General features: G+C 47.9%; 18 protein-coding genes and 1 other annotated feature. Of the genes, 11 read left to right on the top strand and 7 right to left on the bottom strand.

Annotated elements, in window-relative coordinates; all coding sequences use genetic code 11:
* The first annotated feature begins 8 nt into the window (after positions 1-8).
* The 4 genes from WBM30_RS03940 (at position 9) to WBM30_RS03925 (ending at position 3,722) form a co-directional block, all read left to right on the top strand.
* Complete coding sequence (locus WBM30_RS03940; protein ID WP_424899481.1) at positions 9-1,394, top strand: HD domain-containing protein; 1,386 nt, start codon at positions 9-11, stop codon at positions 1,392-1,394.
* On the top strand, positions 1,391-2,203 hold the full coding sequence (gene yidA / locus WBM30_RS03935; RefSeq protein WP_424899480.1) for a sugar-phosphatase: 813 nt from the start codon (positions 1,391-1,393) through the stop codon (positions 2,201-2,203). The genes WBM30_RS03940 and yidA overlap by 4 nt, the downstream gene beginning before the upstream one ends.
* A gap of 194 nt (positions 2,204-2,397) precedes the next feature.
* On the top strand, positions 2,398-3,276 hold the full coding sequence (locus tag WBM30_RS03930) for a helix-turn-helix domain-containing protein (protein ID WP_424899479.1): 879 nt from the start codon (positions 2,398-2,400) through the stop codon (positions 3,274-3,276).
* 131 nt (positions 3,277-3,407) lie between these two features.
* Positions 3,408-3,722, top strand: coding sequence for a hypothetical protein (locus WBM30_RS03925; protein ID WP_424899478.1), 315 nt, complete (start codon positions 3,408-3,410; stop codon positions 3,720-3,722).
* 179 nt (positions 3,723-3,901) lie between these two features.
* Here the strand turns inward: WBM30_RS03925 and WBM30_RS03920 are convergent, their stop codons facing one another.
* On the bottom strand, positions 3,902-4,096 hold the full coding sequence (locus WBM30_RS03920; protein WP_424899477.1) for a 2-hydroxymuconate tautomerase: 195 nt from the start codon (positions 4,094-4,096) through the stop codon (positions 3,902-3,904).
* A gap of 67 nt (positions 4,097-4,163) precedes the next feature.
* Complete coding sequence (locus WBM30_RS03915) at positions 4,164-5,321, bottom strand: aminotransferase class I/II-fold pyridoxal phosphate-dependent enzyme (RefSeq protein ID WP_424899476.1); 1,158 nt, start codon at positions 5,319-5,321, stop codon at positions 4,164-4,166.
* Positions 5,322-5,582: 261 nt separating this feature from the next.
* Positions 5,583-5,850: a binding site (T-box leader), on the top strand.
* A gap of 363 nt (positions 5,851-6,213) precedes the next feature.
* Here WBM30_RS03915 and WBM30_RS03910 point away from each other — a divergent pair.
* The 6 genes from WBM30_RS03910 (at position 6,214) to WBM30_RS03885 (ending at position 12,051) form a co-directional block, all read left to right on the top strand.
* Positions 6,214-7,290 carry a methionine ABC transporter ATP-binding protein gene (locus WBM30_RS03910; RefSeq protein WP_424899475.1) on the top strand — a complete coding sequence of 359 codons (1,077 nt, stop codon included), beginning with the start codon at positions 6,214-6,216 and terminating at the stop codon, positions 7,288-7,290.
* Complete coding sequence (locus WBM30_RS03905) at positions 7,287-7,967, top strand: methionine ABC transporter permease (RefSeq protein ID WP_424899474.1); 681 nt, start codon at positions 7,287-7,289, stop codon at positions 7,965-7,967. The genes WBM30_RS03910 and WBM30_RS03905 overlap by 4 nt, the downstream gene beginning before the upstream one ends.
* 29 nt (positions 7,968-7,996) lie before the next feature.
* A complete protein-coding gene (locus WBM30_RS03900; protein ID WP_086986988.1) occupies positions 7,997-8,851 on the top strand; it encodes a MetQ/NlpA family ABC transporter substrate-binding protein in 855 nt (284 codons plus the stop codon).
* 80 nt (positions 8,852-8,931) lie between these two features.
* A complete protein-coding gene (locus WBM30_RS03895) occupies positions 8,932-9,795 on the top strand; it encodes a MetQ/NlpA family ABC transporter substrate-binding protein (protein ID WP_424899473.1) in 864 nt (287 codons plus the stop codon).
* A 124-nt stretch (positions 9,796-9,919) separates the two neighbouring features.
* Positions 9,920-10,780, top strand: coding sequence for a MetQ/NlpA family ABC transporter substrate-binding protein (locus WBM30_RS03890; protein ID WP_424899472.1), 861 nt, complete (start codon positions 9,920-9,922; stop codon positions 10,778-10,780).
* Positions 10,781-10,863: 83 nt separating this feature from the next.
* The gene (locus WBM30_RS03885; protein ID WP_424899471.1) at positions 10,864-12,051 is read left to right on the top strand and encodes an amidohydrolase; all 1,188 of its coding nucleotides are present in this window, start codon (positions 10,864-10,866) and stop codon (positions 12,049-12,051) included.
* A gap of 80 nt (positions 12,052-12,131) precedes the next feature.
* Here the strand turns inward: WBM30_RS03885 and mgsA are convergent, their stop codons facing one another.
* From mgsA to WBM30_RS03870, 3 genes are all read right to left on the bottom strand, one after another.
* Positions 12,132-12,551 (bottom strand): methylglyoxal synthase, encoded by a 420-nt coding sequence (gene mgsA / locus WBM30_RS03880; RefSeq protein ID WP_086628999.1) that lies wholly within the window; start codon positions 12,549-12,551, stop codon positions 12,132-12,134.
* Positions 12,552-12,906: 355 nt separating this feature from the next.
* Positions 12,907-14,343: a 6-phospho-beta-glucosidase gene (locus tag WBM30_RS03875; RefSeq protein ID WP_424899470.1), complete on the bottom strand. Its 1,437-nt coding sequence runs from the start codon at positions 14,341-14,343 to the stop codon at positions 12,907-12,909.
* Positions 14,344-14,357: 14 nt separating this feature from the next.
* Positions 14,358-14,597 (bottom strand): SemiSWEET transporter, encoded by a 240-nt coding sequence (locus WBM30_RS03870; RefSeq protein ID WP_086986978.1) that lies wholly within the window; start codon positions 14,595-14,597, stop codon positions 14,358-14,360.
* 229 nt (positions 14,598-14,826) lie between these two features.
* Here WBM30_RS03870 and WBM30_RS03865 point away from each other — a divergent pair, with 229 nt between their 5' ends.
* On the top strand, positions 14,827-15,723 hold the full coding sequence (locus WBM30_RS03865) for a MurR/RpiR family transcriptional regulator (protein WP_424899469.1): 897 nt from the start codon (positions 14,827-14,829) through the stop codon (positions 15,721-15,723).
* A gap of 195 nt (positions 15,724-15,918) precedes the next feature.
* Here the strand turns inward: WBM30_RS03865 and WBM30_RS03860 are convergent, their stop codons facing one another.
* Complete coding sequence (locus WBM30_RS03860; RefSeq protein WP_424899468.1) at positions 15,919-16,437, bottom strand: GNAT family N-acetyltransferase; 519 nt, start codon at positions 16,435-16,437, stop codon at positions 15,919-15,921.
* A 25-nt stretch (positions 16,438-16,462) separates the two neighbouring features.
* Entirely contained in the window at positions 16,463-16,915 is a 453-nt protein-coding gene (locus tag WBM30_RS03855) for a MarR family winged helix-turn-helix transcriptional regulator (RefSeq protein WP_424899467.1), read from the bottom strand.
* Between the last annotated feature and the right edge of the window lie 302 nt (positions 16,916-17,217).

Below are 17,217 nucleotides of genomic sequence, written 5' to 3'. Positions count from 1 at the left end.
GATGCGATTTGAGTACACACTATACCGCGGAATTATTGCCGAAAGAAAAAGTATTTCGTGACCCTGTCCATGACTACATCCATATCCAGTACCGGATCATCATGGACCTGATCAATACACCCGAATTCCAGCGTTTGCGCCGGATCAAGCAATTAGGGACTGCTTCCTATACTTTCCACGGCGCCGAACACTCCCGCTTCAATCATTCTCTGGGGGTTTACGAAATCGCCCGCCGGATCTGCGATAAATTCGTCCGGAATTACCCCAGCAAAGAGCCTGGGGACGGCCTTTGGGATGATGGGGAAAGGCTCGTGACGCTTTGCGCTGCTTTATTGCACGACATCGGCCACGGTCCGTTCTCGCATACCTTCGAAAAAATATTCGATACGGACCATGAAGCCATCACAATCGAGATCATCACCTCACCGGATACCGAAATCAATCGAATCCTGCAGCAGATCGGACCTGATTTCCCGAATCAAGTGGCCGCCGTCATCGCCAAAACCTACGATAATCCGCAGGTGGTGCAACTGATTTCCAGCCAAATCGATGCGGACAGGATGGATTACCTGCTGCGCGACGCCTATTATTCCGGCGTCACTTACGGCAATTTCGATCTGACCAGGATTTTGCGTGTGATCAGGCCTTACGAGAACGGCATCGCCTTTGACATTTCCGGCATGCATGCGGTGGAGGATTATATCGTCAGCCGCTATCAGATGTATATGCAGATCTATTTCCATCCGGTTTCCCGCGGCATGGAGGTCGTTCTCAGCCATCTGTTGAAGCGCGCAAAGGATGTCTATTTGGATGAAAAAACCGAATTCCGGCATACAGCTACATTCCTGACGCCGTTCTTCAAGCAGACTTGGACGCTGAAAGATTACCTGCGTTTGGATGATGGCGTCCTGACGACCTACTTCAACCATTGGCTCGACGAAAAGGATCCTATTCTGAACGACTTGGCCCATCGTTTCGTCAACCGTCACCCTTTCAAATCGGTCCGCTACACAAAAGGACGCGATGATGCTACACTGGAACGCATGAGTGCACTCATTGAGCGCATGGGCTTCAACAGGGACTACTACACCGCTGTAAACAACAGTTATGACCTACCTTATGATCTGTACCGGCCGTACCAGGCCACAACCCGGACCCAGATTGAACTTGTCCAGAAAAACGGCAGTTTCCTGGAGCTATCGCAAGCAAGCTCGATCGTATCGGCTTTGACGGGCAAGGTCCGCGGGGATGAACGTTTCTACTTCCCGCGCGAAATTACCCACAGCGACGAGGAGGCGGGCATCAATCTGTTCGAGTCCCTGTCGCAGGAATTTTCAACCTTTTTCGAGAACGATGAAATTTTACCAACCCAACAAACAGGAGGCACACTATGAACATCAAATTAATCGCCATCGACATCGACGGCACATTGGTAGACCCGGAGTTCAAAATCACCCCGGATGTAAAGGCAGCCATTACGGAAGCGCGTGAAAAAGGCGTCAAAATCGTACTCTGCACCGGCAGACCGTTCCCGGGCGTGAAACGCTACATCAAAGAATTGGAATTGGATCAGGACGAAGATTACGTCATCACCTACAACGGCTCGTTGGTGCTGTCCACCGCAACAAATGAAGTGCTCGTTTCGCACACATTGGATTACAGCGACTTCGTCAGAATCAACGAATTGGCCGACAAGTTCAACGTGCATACGCACGGGATCGACAATGAAGCCATCTACACCGCAAACAAAGACATCAGCATTTTCACAACACGCGAGTCTTTCATTACGACGATGCCGATCCGCTATCGCTCATTGGCTGAATTGCCGGAAGATAAACTGTTCACGAAAATCATGTTCATCGACCAGCCTGAGCTGTTGGAAAAAATGATCCCAGCTATCCCAGCGCAGTTCCATGAAGACTATGTTATTGTCCGCAGCGAACCGCATTTCCTGGAAGTGCTGAACAAAGATGCCGGTAAAGCCAGCGCTTTGGTCGAATTGGCCGCATTGTTGAACATTGATGCAGAAAATATCATGGCCATCGGCGACAATGAGAACGACCTGAGCATGATCGAATATGCAGGCGTCGGCGTCGCAATGGGCAATGCCGTCGATAAAGTGAAGGAAGCTGCAGATTTCGTCACCACATCCAACGCTGAAAGCGGCGTAGCGCACGCAATCCGGACCTACCTGAATAAATAACCCGGAAAAAGATATGCACGGGGCTTTTTGGGATTGAATTTATGCTGAAATAACCCGTCAAAACCAGTTTGGCGGGGAATTCCGCAGCGAATTCGAACCTCACAGGCCAGAAAATAATACCACCCAACCACAACCTGGGCTGTCTCATTGAGACAGCCCAATTATTTTAATCACGCGTGAAGCAGGTGCATGATATGGACAATCATTCGGCAGGGTTCGGCAAAACCCTCCTAAGGATAAGAAAAAACAAACAGTATTCCCAACAATATATGGCCGAAAATAAGATCCATCAATCTACCTATTCCAAGATCGAAAGGGATCTGATCGAGCCGACGCTGGGCAACTATCGGCATCTTTTGAGCAGGCTGGACATGTCCGATGAAGAGCTCCAGTACATCATGAACGATTACAATCATTCCGAAAAGGAACAACTGCTGACGGCTTTCATGAACCTATCCTTCAACGATGTCCCTCTCTTGCAAGAAATTCGGGAGAAAGCCCTGAAGTATCTGGACATGCACACTGATTACATCATCACCGACATCGTTCATCTGACGGATGCGCTGATCATTCTGGCAATAACCGGAGATATTGTAGACGCCCGTAAACATGTTCGCCCTGTTTGGGAAAGGCTCGAGAAGCTTGATGGCTGGTATCTGGTGGAATTAAGGATGATCAATGCAATGCTGTTCCTGTTCCCTATCGACGAAGCCATCCTGATTTCCGGGACCGCATTGGCCCAGGTTCAAAAATACGTCAATCATCCCTTCGCAGGCAAAATCGCTGTCTCGTTGCGCCACAACTTGTGTCTGTTGCTTTTGAAGAACGGACGTTACACAGAGACGATCATGCGCATCGATGAACTGATCCCGGCTGCAAAGGAAGCAGGCTCTTACCGGCATTTGTCCGTCTGTTACCTCAGAAAAGGCCTTTCCTTAGCGAAGACGGGAAATCCCGAAGGCCAACTGCTGATTGACCAAGCATTCCGTTTAATTGAAGTAGCGGATGACCCGGATTTCAAAGTCAACCTCGAAAATGAATATAACCTCCTGAAAGAGCAATCAAACAGCTGATTGCTCTTTTATGCGTATAGGAATATTTTGCAGAAGGGCGAACCATCTGTATTAAAATGAAAGCAACCATGGGAAGACTGTCCTGACAATTCCCGAAATGATTATTTTTTTCTAGGAAGGGGGGAAAGTTCATGAATCCAAAAAGATGCAACTTATGTGCTTATATATTGGGTTCCGTTTGCCTAATCGGAATGGTCCGGTATCCGGAAGTACCTACAAACTGGTGGCTTACAATCGGCATATGCAGCGGTAGCTTGTTTATTTCCAGCAACTGCATGGAATCCACGCAACATTGGACTTTCCTTGGCATCGATGCCTTGAATCTGATCGTGCTGGCCTTGCTTATCCAAGTACTTCCACCAAGTTTGGGGATGGTACTGAATATCGTTGTCCTCTTGGCCATCTTCCTGCTTCTCTATATCAAAAGTACCTTTTACGAAAAATAGCTGTTTTTGTAGTCATTGTATCCGGTCGCAAGCTTGCCTGTTCTGTGAAAGGGGGCCACACCCATGAGTTGGATCCGTCTGATCATCGGCGACATATGGTTTCTGTAGCAAATCGATTACGAAAAAAATAAGCCAAGGCCGGACTTTCCATCCCGGTCTTGGCTTATTTAATTAAATCCTTAAGCTTTTTCGCCTATGAATTCGCCGTTTTTGGTCAAATGTTGTTTCGAAATCTCATTCAGGATCACGTGTACGCTTTCCTTCGATACGTTGGCATTTTTTACGACGGCGTCCACGACATCGCGCATCAGCCCTTGTTTCTGCTCGTCGGTTCTGCCTTCCAGCAATTCGATGTGAACATATGGCATCTTCATTTCCCTCTTTTCGCTTTATGGTTTCAACTCAGTTTCATTTTAACAAGTATCCCTGCGGATTGCACCTCTATTTGGAGGCGATGTAAGTCTTCAGGCGTTCGGCCGCCTCAGCGACCATGTCCGTGCTCAACGCATAGCTCATGCGGACATAGCCTTCTCCGCCGGGTCCGAAGATCGATCCAGGCAGCATGCCAACTTTGGCGTTCATGCCGATTTCACGGCAGAAAGCCTTATCGTCCGTACCGAACTTCGCTGGAATCTTCGCAAAAGCATAGAAGGCACCTTTCAGTGCGGGAACCTCAAAGCCGGCTTCTTGTAAGGCAGGAACGAGGATGTTTCTTCTTTTTTCATATTCGGAACGCATCTTTTCGACATCCGGCGCGCTGTTGCGGAACGCCTCTTCAGCTGCACGGTTGGAAACCGTTACGCCGGTCGTCACCAATTGCTGATGGGCCAAGAACAAAGTCTTCATCCATTTCGCATCCGCTGCGAGCACACCGACACGCCAGCCTGTCATCGCAAATGCTTTCGAAGCGCCTTGGAACAAGATCGTGCGGTCGCGCAGCAAAGTCGCGATCGATGTATGCTTTTCCCCGTAGGTGATTTCGCTGTAGATTTCATCACTCAGCACAAAAATGTCGTACTGCTTGATTGCGTCGGCCAAAGCTGTCAGTTCTGCTTTTGTATAGGTAGCGCCTGTCGGATTGCTTGGATAGTTCAAAAAAATCGCTTTTACATTTTCATTTTCGGCCATCGTCTTGTGCAGCAGCTCCGGCGTCATCAAAAAGCCGGTATCGGAAGTATCGACGAGGATGCATTCACCGCGATTAAGTTCCACCGCATAGCTGTACAATGGAAAGAACGGCGACGGGATAATGACCTGATCGCCAGGGTTCAACAAGCCGAAAGCCGCGGCAAATAGCCCTTCAGTGGCACCCACCGTCATCACGATCTCCGTTTCGGGATCGTAGTGCAGATCATATTGCTTTTCCAGGAATGCGCTGACTGCTTCACGGACGCCGATTTCGCCGGAAGTATGCGCATAATGGGAAGCATTCTCTTCTATCGCCTTGATGGCAGCTTGCTTGACGTTTTCGGGCATGTCAAAATCCGGTTCCCCGATCGTCATCGGGATGCAGTCTTCCACACTGCGGAATAATTCATCAAATTCGCGGATCTGCGAAGGTTTGATGCGGGAAAATAGTTCATTCGTTGTCAAAGCCATGTAGTACATCCTCCATCCAAGTGTGCATCACCGCCAGAAACCCTCGGCGCATGCTTTTATATAGACTATATTCTTTTTCTCACATAATTTTAATATTAATCAGAATACGACTATTCTGTCCATAAGTCAAGCGTGCCATAGCCTCATCCGTTTCAAGAGAGCGTTTTCCCTTTTTCAAAATGAGAAAAAACAAAATTTTTCCGTTTCTTTTTAATCTTATCTGTTGACAAAGAAAGCGGGATTCGGTATATTAATCACATCAAAAACACAGCGAAGAGAAGAGTAAATCATTCCACTCCTTTATTAGAGAGCTTGGTCAGGTGAAAACAAGCAAGGAAGTGTTGGTTGAAGATGGTCTCAGAGTGGCTTGTCCGAAGAGTAACTTCTTAAGACAGGACGGGAGCGCCCGTTACAGTGTCACAGTATGACTTGCAGCATTTTGCAGGCGCACTGGCTAAGGCGGATGCAGCGATGCTTTCGTGAACTAAGGTGGTAACACGAGATCGAACTTTGACCTCTCGTCCTTATCTTGCGCATAGAATATGCAGCAGATAAGGCGGGAGTTTTTTTGTTTCTATGATATAATTTAAACGCAACGAAGAGGAAAGTAAGAATCGGAACGTATCACAGCGAGCCTGGCAGGATGAGAACAGGTATACGGATCGGTTTTGAAGATGGCCTCGGAGCGGGAGGAGTGAGCTGACATGTCAGCAAATTCCTCAAGGGAGCACCCTTTATCGTGCACGAGTGAAGCAGGTCTTCACTCCTGGAGGAATCCTGCCGCGAGGAGGATTCGAACAAAGGTGGTAACACGAAGCGTCCGCATTCGTCCTTAACGTCATATTTTTTTGATGTAGGATGGATGCTTTTTTTATTAGAGGAGGAAAGATACATGATCAGTCTACAGGATATCTCAGTGACTTTTAAAACTGACAAAAACAAAGCCATCCATGCCGTACAGCATGTTTCGCTGGAAGTCGATAAAGGCGACGTCTATGGTATCGTCGGCTACAGCGGCGCAGGCAAAAGTACATTAGTAAGGACCATCAATCTTCTGCAGCGTCCGACCGAAGGAAAAGTCATCGTGAGCGGAAAAGACATGATGGCATTGAATGACAGGGACTTGCGTGACTCGCGCAAAAAAATCGGGATGATTTTCCAGCATTTCAATCTGATGCACTCCCGCACCATTCACGAAAACGTCGCATTCCCCTTAAAGAATTCTTCCTTAAATAAACAGGAAATCCACGACAAGGTAACGGAACTTCTTTCCTTGGTCGGGTTGTCCGAAAAAGCCAAAGCTTACCCTTCCCAATTATCAGGCGGGCAAAAACAACGTGTGGCAATCGCCCGCGCTTTGGCGAATGACCCGGAAGTGCTGCTTTGCGACGAAGCGACCAGCGCTTTGGATCCGAAGACGACTTCTTCGATACTTGCACTATTGAAAGAGCTGAACAAAAGATTGAACTTGACGATCGTCATCATCACCCATGAGATGCAAGTCGTGAAGGAAATCTGCAACAAGGTGGCTGTAATGGAAGACGGCGGTGTGATCGAATATGGTTCGATCCTGGATATCTTCACGAAGCCGCAGAACCAATTGACGAAGGACTTCATCGATACTGCAACACATGTCGAACATGGCATCGAGACGGTCATCACCCACCCGACCATCCTGAACCTGAACGAGCATGATGTGCTGACGAAGCTTTCATTCGTCGGCGGTTCCACAGGCGAGCCGCTCATCGCCAAACTGGCCAATACATTCAATGTCCAAGGCAACATCCTCTTCGGAAACGTTGAGATTCTGCAGGACACGCCAGTCGGCACCCTGCTCCTCGTCCTGAGCGGAACACCTGAAGCAATCGCGAAATCCGTCCGCTATCTGCAGGATACTGGTGTTACGGTAGAAATCATCACCGCTGAAATCATCGCCGAAAAGAAAAATAGAGGAGGAGACGAAGAATGAACACATTCATAACAACCTTTCTCCCTAACGTCTCTGAGATTTGGGATGAAGTTCTCCTGAGCACATGGGAGACCTTATACATGACACTCATTGCCGGACTGATTGCAGGTGGGCTTGGCGTCATCCTAGGCGTCATCTTACTGGTCACAGAAGATGGCGGCATCCTGGAGAACAAACACCTGTACAACGTTCTGGATAAGCTGGTCAACATCTTCCGGTCGCTGCCTTTCATCATCCTGATGGCACTGATCGTACCGTTCACGCGTTTTGTGGTCGGCACTTCGATCGGAACGACCGCATCGATCGTACCACTTGTGGTAGCGACGGTTCCCTTCTATGCCCGTCAGATCCAAAACGCATTAGTTGAAGTCGATCCCGGCGTCATCGAGGCGGCCCAATCAATGGGTGCCAGCCCTGGTGAAATCATCTTCCGGGTCTACCTGAAGGAAGGCTTGGCCGGCATCATCCGCGTGTCATCCGTAACGATCATCAACCTGATCGGGTTGACAGCAATGGCTGGAGCCATCGGCGGAGGCGGCTTGGGTAACCTGGCCATCACCCGCGGCTACAACCGATTCCAGAACGACGTGACTTTGGTCGCAACCATCATCATCCTGATCATCGTATTCATCAGCCAAGCCATCGGAAATGCCTTGGTCAAAAAAGTAAGTCACTAAAATAAAACAAAAATCGGAGGAAACAAATCATGAAAAAGAAAAACGTATTATTCTCAGGTGTTGCAGCACTTACCTTATTTTTAGCAGCTTGCGGAAGCAGCGATTCGAACACGGACTCAGCAGCGGACACGGCTTCTTCAGATAACGAAACAGTGAAAATCGGCGTAGTCAGCGAAGTCGAAGTTGAAGTCTGGGAAGATGTAGCCAGCCGTTTGGACGCAAAAGGGATCGAATTGGAAATCGTCCAATTCACCGACTATGTACAACCTAACGTCGCGTTGGAGAATGGAGACATCGACCTGAACGCATTCCAGCACGTTGCTTATCTTGAAGATTTCAACGCCAATAACAAGTCTGATTTGACTCCTATCGGCTTCACTTATGTTTCTCCACTTGGTTTGTATTCCGAAAAAGTTACGGACTATGCGGACATCGCCGATGGAGCTAAAATCGCCATCCCTAACGATGTGACAAACGGCGGACGCGCACTCTTATTGTTGCAAGCAATCGGCCTGATCAAAGTCGACGAAGCAAAAGGAACAACACCGACAGTCAGCGACATCACAGAAAACCCGAAGAACATCAGCTTTGAAGAATTGGATGCTGCACAAGTCGCACGCTCCCTTCCTGATGTGGACGCAGCGATCATCAACACGAACTATGCTACTGATGCAGACCTGAATCCTAAAGAAGACGCCTTATTCCTTGATACTGACAACATTGCAAGCGTTGCGGACGTCTACAAAAACGTTGTAGCGGCACGTTCCGCAGATGTAGACAACGAAACCTACAAACAAGTTGTTGCGGAATACCAAACATCCGAAACAGCAGCAATCCTGGATGATGTCACAGAAGGCAACGACGTACCCGCTTGGGAACAGTAAGACCCATTAACTTGTTTACAAAAATCACGTTTGCAGACGTGATGTAAAAATAAAAAAACAACAATCGGAGGAAATACATTATGAAAAAGAGTAAATTATTTGGTGGCCTAGTCCTTACAGCTTCATTATTCCTGGCAGCATGCGGAAACGGCGGAACAACAGCAGATTCATCTGCTGCGGAGTCAAGCAGCACAGTTGCAACAGAACCAACTACAGTCAAAATCGGTCTGGTCAGCGAATCCGCAGTCGAAATCTGGGAAGCCGTCGCAAATCGTCTGGAAGACGAGAACATCAATCTTGAAATCGTCAAATTCACTGACTACAACCAACCGAACATCGCGTTGGATAACGGTGAACTCGATTTGAATGCCTTCCAGCACGTAGCCTTCCTGGAAAACTACAACGCAAACAACGACGCAGACTTGACGCCAATCGGATTCACTTTTGTGTCTCCATTGGGAATCTACTCTAACAATTATACAGATTACAGCGAAATTAAAGACGGCGACACGATTGCTATCCCTAATGACGTAACCAACGGCGGGCGCGCTTTGTTGCTATTGCAAGCCATCGACTTGATCACTTTGGACAACGCAACAGGCACAACACCAACCGTAAGTGATATCATCGAAAATCCTAAGAACCTGAACATCGAAGAATTGGATGCTGCACAATTGCCGCGTTCGCTTGAAGATGCAGGCGCTGCAGTCATCAACACCAACTTTGCCGTCGATGCGGGACTTGTACCGACTGAAGATGCCCTTTACCTGGATACAGACAACATCCAAAATGTCTTGGACATCTACAAAAACGTTGTGGCTGCCCGTGCAGAGGACGTCGACAATGAAGTCTACAAAAAAGTTGTAGCTGCATACCAAACAGAAGAAACAAAAGCTTTGATCGCAGAAACAACTGCTAACACAGATATCCCTGCTTGGGACTAAGCGATCGCCTTTCTTCATCTTCAACAGCCTGAAAACATACTAAATTTACGAGTAGCATCAAGCCTGTGCGTTTCTTTCGCGCCGCTCTTGATGCTATCTTTATATACAAAGGAGCCCATTACTAATGAAAAATAAGACATTTCTAGCAACCTTGACCCTTTCAGCCAGCCTTTTCCTTGCCGCTTGCGGCAGCGCAGCCTCCGATTCCTCATCCAGCGACGTGACCTCTGCCGAAGCGACTGAGCCCGTCAAAGTCACATTGGGTGTCGTCGGCGAAGTTAACGAGCCTTGGGATTACGTCATCGAAGAGCTGAAAGAAAAAGAGAATATCGAAGTCGAAATGGTCAAATTCACCGACTACACGACTCCTAACAATGCTTTGGCCGAAGGTGAAATCGATCTGAGTTCTTTCCAGACAGAGATCTTCATGGACAACTACAACAAAGATCATGGAACGGAATTGACGACCATCGGCTATACTGTAATGGCTCCTTTAGGACTTTATTCCGAAAAAATCACGGACATCAGCGAACTGAAGGACGGCGACACCATCGCCATCCCGAACGACGTCTCCAACGAGGGGCGTGCTTTGATTCTGTTGCAGACAGCCGGATTGATCACCCTTGATCCTGAAGCCGGTTTGGTTCCGACAACCGAAGATGTCGTCGAAAACAGATTGAACCTGCAGTTCCAGACGCTTGAATCCAACCAGACCGCCCGCGCTTTGCAGGACGTGACAGCTTCCGTCATCAACAGTGGCATGGCCGTGGACGCCGGCTTCATCCCGAGCGAAGATGCCGTCTTCCTTGAGCCGGTAACCGAAGACTCAAAACCTTATTACAACGTCATCGCGGCACTTTCCAAAGATGTCGACAACGAAGTCTTCCAAACGATCGTAAAATACTACCAATCCGAAGGCACGGCGAAAGTCATCGAGGAATCTTCAAAAGGCTCGCAATTCCCGGTTTGGGACGAAGCAAAATAATATAGAACAGCTGAATTTTTTCGAGGGGCTTGGGCCATTTGGCCAAAGCCCCTTTCCTATACAAATCCAAGGAGGAATCATCCATGACAATCACCCAACAACAGATCCACGAAGAAGTTAACGATATCTACGACTACATCATCGCCCTACGCCGCCATTTTCACCGTCATCCGGAGCCGAGCCTGAAGGAATTCGAAACGATCCAACGCATCAAGGAAGAAGTCGAAGAAATCGGCGTGCCTTACATAAATGTCGGAGATACAGGCATCTTGGCCACCTTGATCGGCGGAAAAGGCACGGGAAAAACGATTCTTTTGAGGGCCGATATCGATGCGTTGCCTTTGCCGGATGAGACCGGCAAACCCTACGCATCCGTCAATCCCGGCTTCAACCATGCCTGCGGGCACGATGGCCATACGGCTTCCCTATTGGGCGCGCTGAAAGTCCTGAAGGAACATCAGGATGAATTCTCCGGAACGATCCAGTTCGCCTTCCAGCCGGCAGAAGAAATCGGCGCCGGTGCCCGCCAATTCGTGCGCGCCGGCTATATCGACGGCATCGATCATGTCTTCGGCATCCATCTCCAATCCGGCACGCACGTGGGCAAAATCGTCGCGACACCGGGCCCTTCCAATGCATCCTGCGATATCTTCAAGATCAAAGTTTTCGGAAAGAGCGGACATGTCTCGCGTCCGGATCTGGGGCGTGATGCCTTGGTCAGCGCAGCCGCCATCGTAACGGAACTGCAGACGATTGTCTCTCGGGAAGTGAAGCCGACAGATGAAGTCGTCGTCGGCATCGGCGTGCTGCGTGCCGGAACGAACTACAACATCATCGCCAACGAGGCCGAAATCGAAGGTACCGTTCGCACTTTCAGCCATGAAGTCCGCGCGCAAGTGCTGGAGGCTGTTGAAAGGATCGCCCGGAATGTTTCCGATGCGCACCGCACAACCATCGAATTCTCCAACTACGATGCCGCAGCCCCATTGATCAATGACATCCAAGCAGCCAACCATGCTATCCGGGTCGCATCGAACATCGTGGGTCCAGAAAATGTCATCACCGATAGCCCAAAAAGCATGGGCGCTGACGATTTTGCGGATTACTTGGCGGTCGCGCCTGGTGTCTATTGCTTCATTGGCACCCAAAGCAGCGAAGAGACCGCCTACGGACATCATCACGAGAAATTCGACATCGATGAAAAAGGCTTGGCCATCGCGACGGAATTGCATATTTCATACGCGTTGTCCTACTTGAAAGAGCCTTTTTAATGCACAAAAACGCATCGCTCAGATGGGTCATTCCATCTGAGCAACGCGTTTTAAATTTTTTCAGAAAGCATTTTGCACGTTTATCCGAAATCGATGCTGCCTTCTGCATTGTAGAATTCGCGCCAATCAACAAAGCCGGCATCCAGTCCGCGGAGCAGCACTTCGGCTGTGCCAATATTGGTGGCCAAAGGGATTTCATAAACATCACTCAATCGGATCAAAGCGGTTACATCCGGTTCATGCGGCATAGCGGCCAAAGGATCTCTGAGGAAGATAACCATATCCATCTTGTTTTCCGAAATCATGGCGCCGATCTGTTGATCCCCTCCAAGCGGACCTGATTTGAAACGGTGCACACTCAATCCAGTCGCTTCCATGATGCGGGTGCCGGTCGTTCCGGTCGCAAACAATTCATGTTCTTCCAGAATCGCTTTATAGGCGGTACATAATTGAATCATCAAATCCTTTTTTCGGTCATGCGCAATTAATGCTACTTTCATTCGATTTCCTCCTTACCATTTTATAAGAATAGTATATCATTTCAAGTGTTTTATGGTTGAAACGGTCGCAATATTTTTCTTTTCTGTACTAAAATAGCCAAAATATATACGGATTTCTTCATATTATCTTCACAATTCAGGACTATTATACAGATAGGCCAATCACAAACAATCTTTTTACTCTTCTTTACTCCTCCAAAGTAAAGAACAACTCCTTTAAGCCACCGTTCTTATGATCGGTGGTTTTTTTGTGGAAATGAAGGGGCTGTCCAGGGCGCTCAGGACGCACAAATTACCGAACTCAAAAAAGCTCAGCGGGATATCAATCCCCGCTGAGCTTTTTCATGCATGCAATTTAAGCCAATTCTTCTCCATTGGAAGCAATAACCTTCTTGTACCAATCGAAGGAATCTTTTTTGCTTCTTTCCAGTGTGCCGTTGCCTTCGTTGTCCCGGTCGACATAGATGAAGCCGTAGCGTTTCTTCATTTCGCCTGTCGTGAAGGATACGCAGTCGATGCAACCCCATGGTGTGTAGCCCATCAGATCGACACCGTCTTCTTCGACAGCTTTTTTCATTTCTTCAATATGAGTCTTGAGGTAGTCGATGCGGTAAGGATCGTGGCAGCTGCCGTCCTCTTCCATGACGTCGATTGCGCCGAAGCCGTTTTCAACGATGAACAACGGTTTTTCATAGCGCTCATAGAACAGGTTCAATGTGTAACGCAAGCCTTCCGGATCAATCGCCCAGCCCCAGTCGGACTCTTCGATGAACGGGTTCTTCACGGAATGTGCGCTGGAACCGTCGAGAGCTTTCGATACATCTTTATTTACGGTCGAATCGACACAATTACTCATGTAGTAAGAGAAGCCGATATAGTCGACAGTGCCTTCCGCCAAGGCTTTTTTGTCTGCTTCGGTGATGTCCAGGTTGAAGCCTTTTCTTTCGAACATCTTCGAAGCGTAAGCAGGATAGTGGCCGCGGCATTGCACGTCGCAGAAGAACCAGCGGTCATGCATCATTTGGTTGGACAATACCATATCAGCAGGTCGAGACGAATACGGATAAATCGGAACCATTGCGATCATATTTCCGATCTGGAAGTCCGGGTTGATCTCTTTACCGATTTTTACAGCCAATGCGCTGGCAAGCAATTCATAGTGCCCACATTGGTACATCGCTTCTTCCGGATTCGGGTAGTCGCCGAAATGCGCGCCGGAGTTTGTCCAGCCAAAGATATCGTTCTTGTAGTTCATTTGGTTGTTGATTTCATTGAAGGTCATCCAATATTTCACTTTGTCTTTGTAGCGCTTGAAGCAGACTTCCGCAAATTTTACGAAGAAATCGATTGTCTTGCGGTTCATGAAACCACCGTATTCCTTGGCCAAGTGGTATGGCATCTCGAAGTGGGAAAGCGTGATGACAGGTTCGATGCCATATTTCAATAATTCGTCGAAAACATCATCGTAGAACTGCAGCCCTTCCTCATTCGGTTCCGCTTCATCGCCATTCGGAAAAATGCGCGTCCAAGCAATCGATGTGCGGAAACACTTGAAGCCCATCTCGGCGAACAAGGCGATATCCTCTTTGTAGCGTCCGTAGAAGTCGATGCCGACGTGATTCGGGTAATAATTGCCTTCGACCACACCATCCGTGATGACGCGGGGAACGCCGTGCGCTCCGGCTGTCATGACGTCCGCCACGCTCAAGCCTTTGGAAGTGTTCAGAACCCCTCCTTCAAACTGATGCGCCGCTAATGCGCCACCCCACAAAAACTCTTTATCCAATGCCATAATGATCTCTCCTCTTATTTATATTTGATTTTATAAACCAAGATAATTGAAGCCAGTACCAAGGTGATGCCGTTCGCTGAAATGACGGCATAATCCTGGATGTTCCATCCGTGGATCAACCACAAAAATACGCCGACCACAAACATGGCATACATACCCAACGAGATGCCAGAAGTATCCTTTGTTTTGATGATCTGCCACGCCTGCGGAACGAAGGATAACGTTGTTAAAACAGCTGCGATGAACCCTATCATTAATATTCTCCCCCTACCGATATGGATGTGCGTCTCAAATGATTAGTGAGGTGGCTACATTCTTATACAACTCGATTATAATGGATAACAGAACAGAAACAACAACTTACAAACACTCCGTAACAACGTTTACAAATTCCCTATTTTTTTGCTCTGGATTATCAAATAACATTCGCAAATATGATAGGATAGTCTTGAGGTTCAGATGAAACACGAGCGGAGGGTGCAGATGCTTATCAGAGAACGGCTGGAGAATTTCGATTTCTCAAACAGCGAACAAAAGATAGTAGCCTATATATTGAAAAAAAAAGCGGCCATCCAGGAAATGACCACCAAAGAGATTGCCGAAGCAACTTATACATCTCCTTCCACATTGGTAAGGATTGCCCATAAGATGAACTTCAGCGGTTGGAGCGATTTGAAGGAAGCCTTCTTGAAAGAAGAAGAATATTTGCAAAAACACTTCAGTGAAATAAACGCTAATCTGCCTTTTCAAGGTAATGATACCATCATGTCAATTGCAAGTAAAATTGCTGCCTTGGAGAAGGAATCCATCGACGATACCTTGTCGCTGATTACCCATGACGACCTGCAGAAGGCTATCCAGATTATCCGGAAGTCTTCCTATACTAGTCTTTTTGCCGTCAGCAACAACCTGTTGATTACGCAGGAATTCCAACACAATATGTCGCGGATCAAAAAGCGGGTGGACATCTGCTTGCTGCAGGGCGAAACGATCTTCAAGGCGCACCTGGCCGATCCTTCCTCTTGCGCAATCATCGTCTCCTATTCCGGAGAAACTGCGATATTGAACGAAACAATCCAATATTTAAAAGCGAACAATATCCCTGTCATCGCCATCACCAACATCGGAGACAACACGACCGCCCGGCTTGCTGATTGCGTACTCAAGATCTGCACAAGGGAGAAACTCTATTCAAAAATCGCTACCTTCTCCACCGACAGCGCCATTGTTTACTTGCTGGACGTGCTTTATTCCTGCATCTTCGCGCTCGACTACGATGCCAACCTGCAGCTGCGGATCAGCACTTCCAAGATGATCGAATCCTCTGGCAGGTTCTCTACGGTGGATATCATCAAGGAAGAGGATCAAGGTCCGAGATGATAAAATATCCGTCATGTCCATGAAAACAGCAAATATAAGATAGAATTTCTTCATGTTTTTTTCACAGGTGAGGACTATTATAAGTTCAAGCCAATTAAACAATCTTTTTACTCTTTTTCTCTTCTTTACTCCTCCAATGTAACGAGCATACAAAAAACCATCGCCCTCAACCCGGCGATGGTTTTTTTATGCTGGTCAGCCCAGCTTCTTAGTCATGATGAAGTCGGTCTGTTCATCGTCGCCCATGAAAAACGAATGCGAACCGGTATGAATGAAGCCCATCTTTTCATAAAATGCGATGGCGTTCACATTGTGTTCCCAAACCCCCAGCCAGATCAGTTCCTTGGCTTGAGCGCGCGCGCTTTCGATCGCTTTGTCGATCAAATATTTCCCTAGACCTCTGCGCTTGAAATCAGGGTGGATGTAGATCCGCTCCACTTCCAACGAATCGGCAGCCATATCTTCCGTCAGGGCTTCCTCGACATTGATCTTCATGTAGCCCGCAAGTTTCGCCCCGTCATACAGAAAGTAGAAGGTCGAACCGGCAGTCGAAAGTTCCTCCCTCAGCTTTTCCGGATCGTAGGCCTTGTCCAGGTAAGCCTGCAGGTCTTCCGGCGTGTTGTGGGCAGCGAACGTGTCCGTGAACGTTTCGATGCCGATTGCTTGAAGATCCGCTAAATCTTCGCTGCCACATTTTTTCAGTCTGATTGCCATGTATGATGCACTCCTTATCCTTACTTCAATAGTTTCTTTTGTTGCCTTTTTTCACGTATTCCCAGTCGCCTTCGACATTCTTCCTGACCCTTTGGAGCAGTCCGCTGAGAACCGTCGCTTCCTCTTCCGAAAATCCCTGCAGCGCTACCCGTTCCGAATGCTCGTTTTCTCTGCGGATGTTCGGGAAGATTTCGTTCCCTTTTTCCGTCGGGAAGATGTGTTTGATTTTTCTGTTTGCGGAGTCGGCTTTCTTTTCGATGAAGCCGTTCGCTTCCAGTTTTTTGATGGCGCGCGAAGCCGTCGTGCGGTCCACTTTGATCATGTCCGCCAGTTTTTCCTGGATGATGCCAGGATTTTCGCAGATGCGGATGAGGTACAAGTATTGCCCCCTCGTCAGGTCGAACTCCTTGAACTCGATGTTCGCGATTGAGTCCAAAGCCCTGCCGATCATGCCGATTTCGCGGAGAATTTCCGCCATACCAATCACCTACCTTCTTCAGGAAATTTAGATAAAGCATAACGGATTTTTATTGCATTTGCAACAAAACATTCAAATAAATAGAGAGGTGGCGCTCCAAATGTCGGATATTCCCAGTTTATCCGACAACTCTCACTGTTCCAGCGGATAACAAGGTGCCTCGGATGAAACTGGCACACAAAAAACTCCAAGTTCGCTGCGCGAACAAATCCATGACAGAAAATAAGTTGCCCCTTATAATTTAGTTGAAGGTAACACAAATTCAAGCTCTTAACGGTGTTTTGCCGAACCCGTACAAAAAA

Source organism: Trichococcus sp., from assembly GCF_049684335.1.
GTDB lineage: Bacteria > Bacillota > Bacilli > Lactobacillales > Aerococcaceae > Trichococcus.
This window is presented reverse-complemented; position numbering and strand designations above follow the sequence as displayed.

Bases quoted from the DNA above. Each gene is read 5' to 3' on its own strand.
- WBM30_RS03890 (WP_424899472.1), top strand. From the start codon at position 9,920: ATGAAAAATAAGACATTTCTAGCAACCTTGACCCTTTCAGCCAGCCTT.
- WBM30_RS03875 (WP_424899470.1), bottom strand. From the start codon at position 14,343: ATGGCATTGGATAAAGAGTTTTTGTGGGGTGGCGCATTAGCGGCGCAT.
- WBM30_RS03910 (WP_424899475.1), top strand. From the start codon at position 6,214: ATGATCAGTCTACAGGATATCTCAGTGACTTTTAAAACTGACAAAAAC.
- WBM30_RS03855 (WP_424899467.1), bottom strand. From the start codon at position 16,915: ATGGCGGAAATTCTCCGCGAAATCGGCATGATCGGCAGGGCTTTGGAC.
- WBM30_RS03925 (WP_424899478.1), top strand. From the start codon at position 3,408: ATGAATCCAAAAAGATGCAACTTATGTGCTTATATATTGGGTTCCGTT.
- WBM30_RS03860 (WP_424899468.1), bottom strand. From the start codon at position 16,437: ATGGCAATCAGACTGAAAAAATGTGGCAGCGAAGATTTAGCGGATCTT.
- mgsA (WP_086628999.1), bottom strand. From the start codon at position 12,551: ATGAAAGTAGCATTAATTGCGCATGACCGAAAAAAGGATTTGATGATT.
- WBM30_RS03905 (WP_424899474.1), top strand. From the start codon at position 7,287: ATGAACACATTCATAACAACCTTTCTCCCTAACGTCTCTGAGATTTGG.
- WBM30_RS03920 (WP_424899477.1), bottom strand. From the start codon at position 4,096: ATGAAGATGCCATATGTTCACATCGAATTGCTGGAAGGCAGAACCGAC.
- WBM30_RS03900 (WP_086986988.1), top strand. From the start codon at position 7,997: ATGAAAAAGAAAAACGTATTATTCTCAGGTGTTGCAGCACTTACCTTA.
- WBM30_RS03915 (WP_424899476.1), bottom strand. From the start codon at position 5,321: ATGGCTTTGACAACGAATGAACTATTTTCCCGCATCAAACCTTCGCAG.
- WBM30_RS03895 (WP_424899473.1), top strand. From the start codon at position 8,932: ATGAAAAAGAGTAAATTATTTGGTGGCCTAGTCCTTACAGCTTCATTA.
- yidA (WP_424899480.1), top strand. From the start codon at position 1,391: ATGAACATCAAATTAATCGCCATCGACATCGACGGCACATTGGTAGAC.
- WBM30_RS03885 (WP_424899471.1), top strand. From the start codon at position 10,864: ATGACAATCACCCAACAACAGATCCACGAAGAAGTTAACGATATCTAC.
- WBM30_RS03865 (WP_424899469.1), top strand. From the start codon at position 14,827: ATGCTTATCAGAGAACGGCTGGAGAATTTCGATTTCTCAAACAGCGAA.
- WBM30_RS03870 (WP_086986978.1), bottom strand. From the start codon at position 14,597: ATGATAGGGTTCATCGCAGCTGTTTTAACAACGTTATCCTTCGTTCCG.
- WBM30_RS03930 (WP_424899479.1), top strand. From the start codon at position 2,398: ATGGACAATCATTCGGCAGGGTTCGGCAAAACCCTCCTAAGGATAAGA.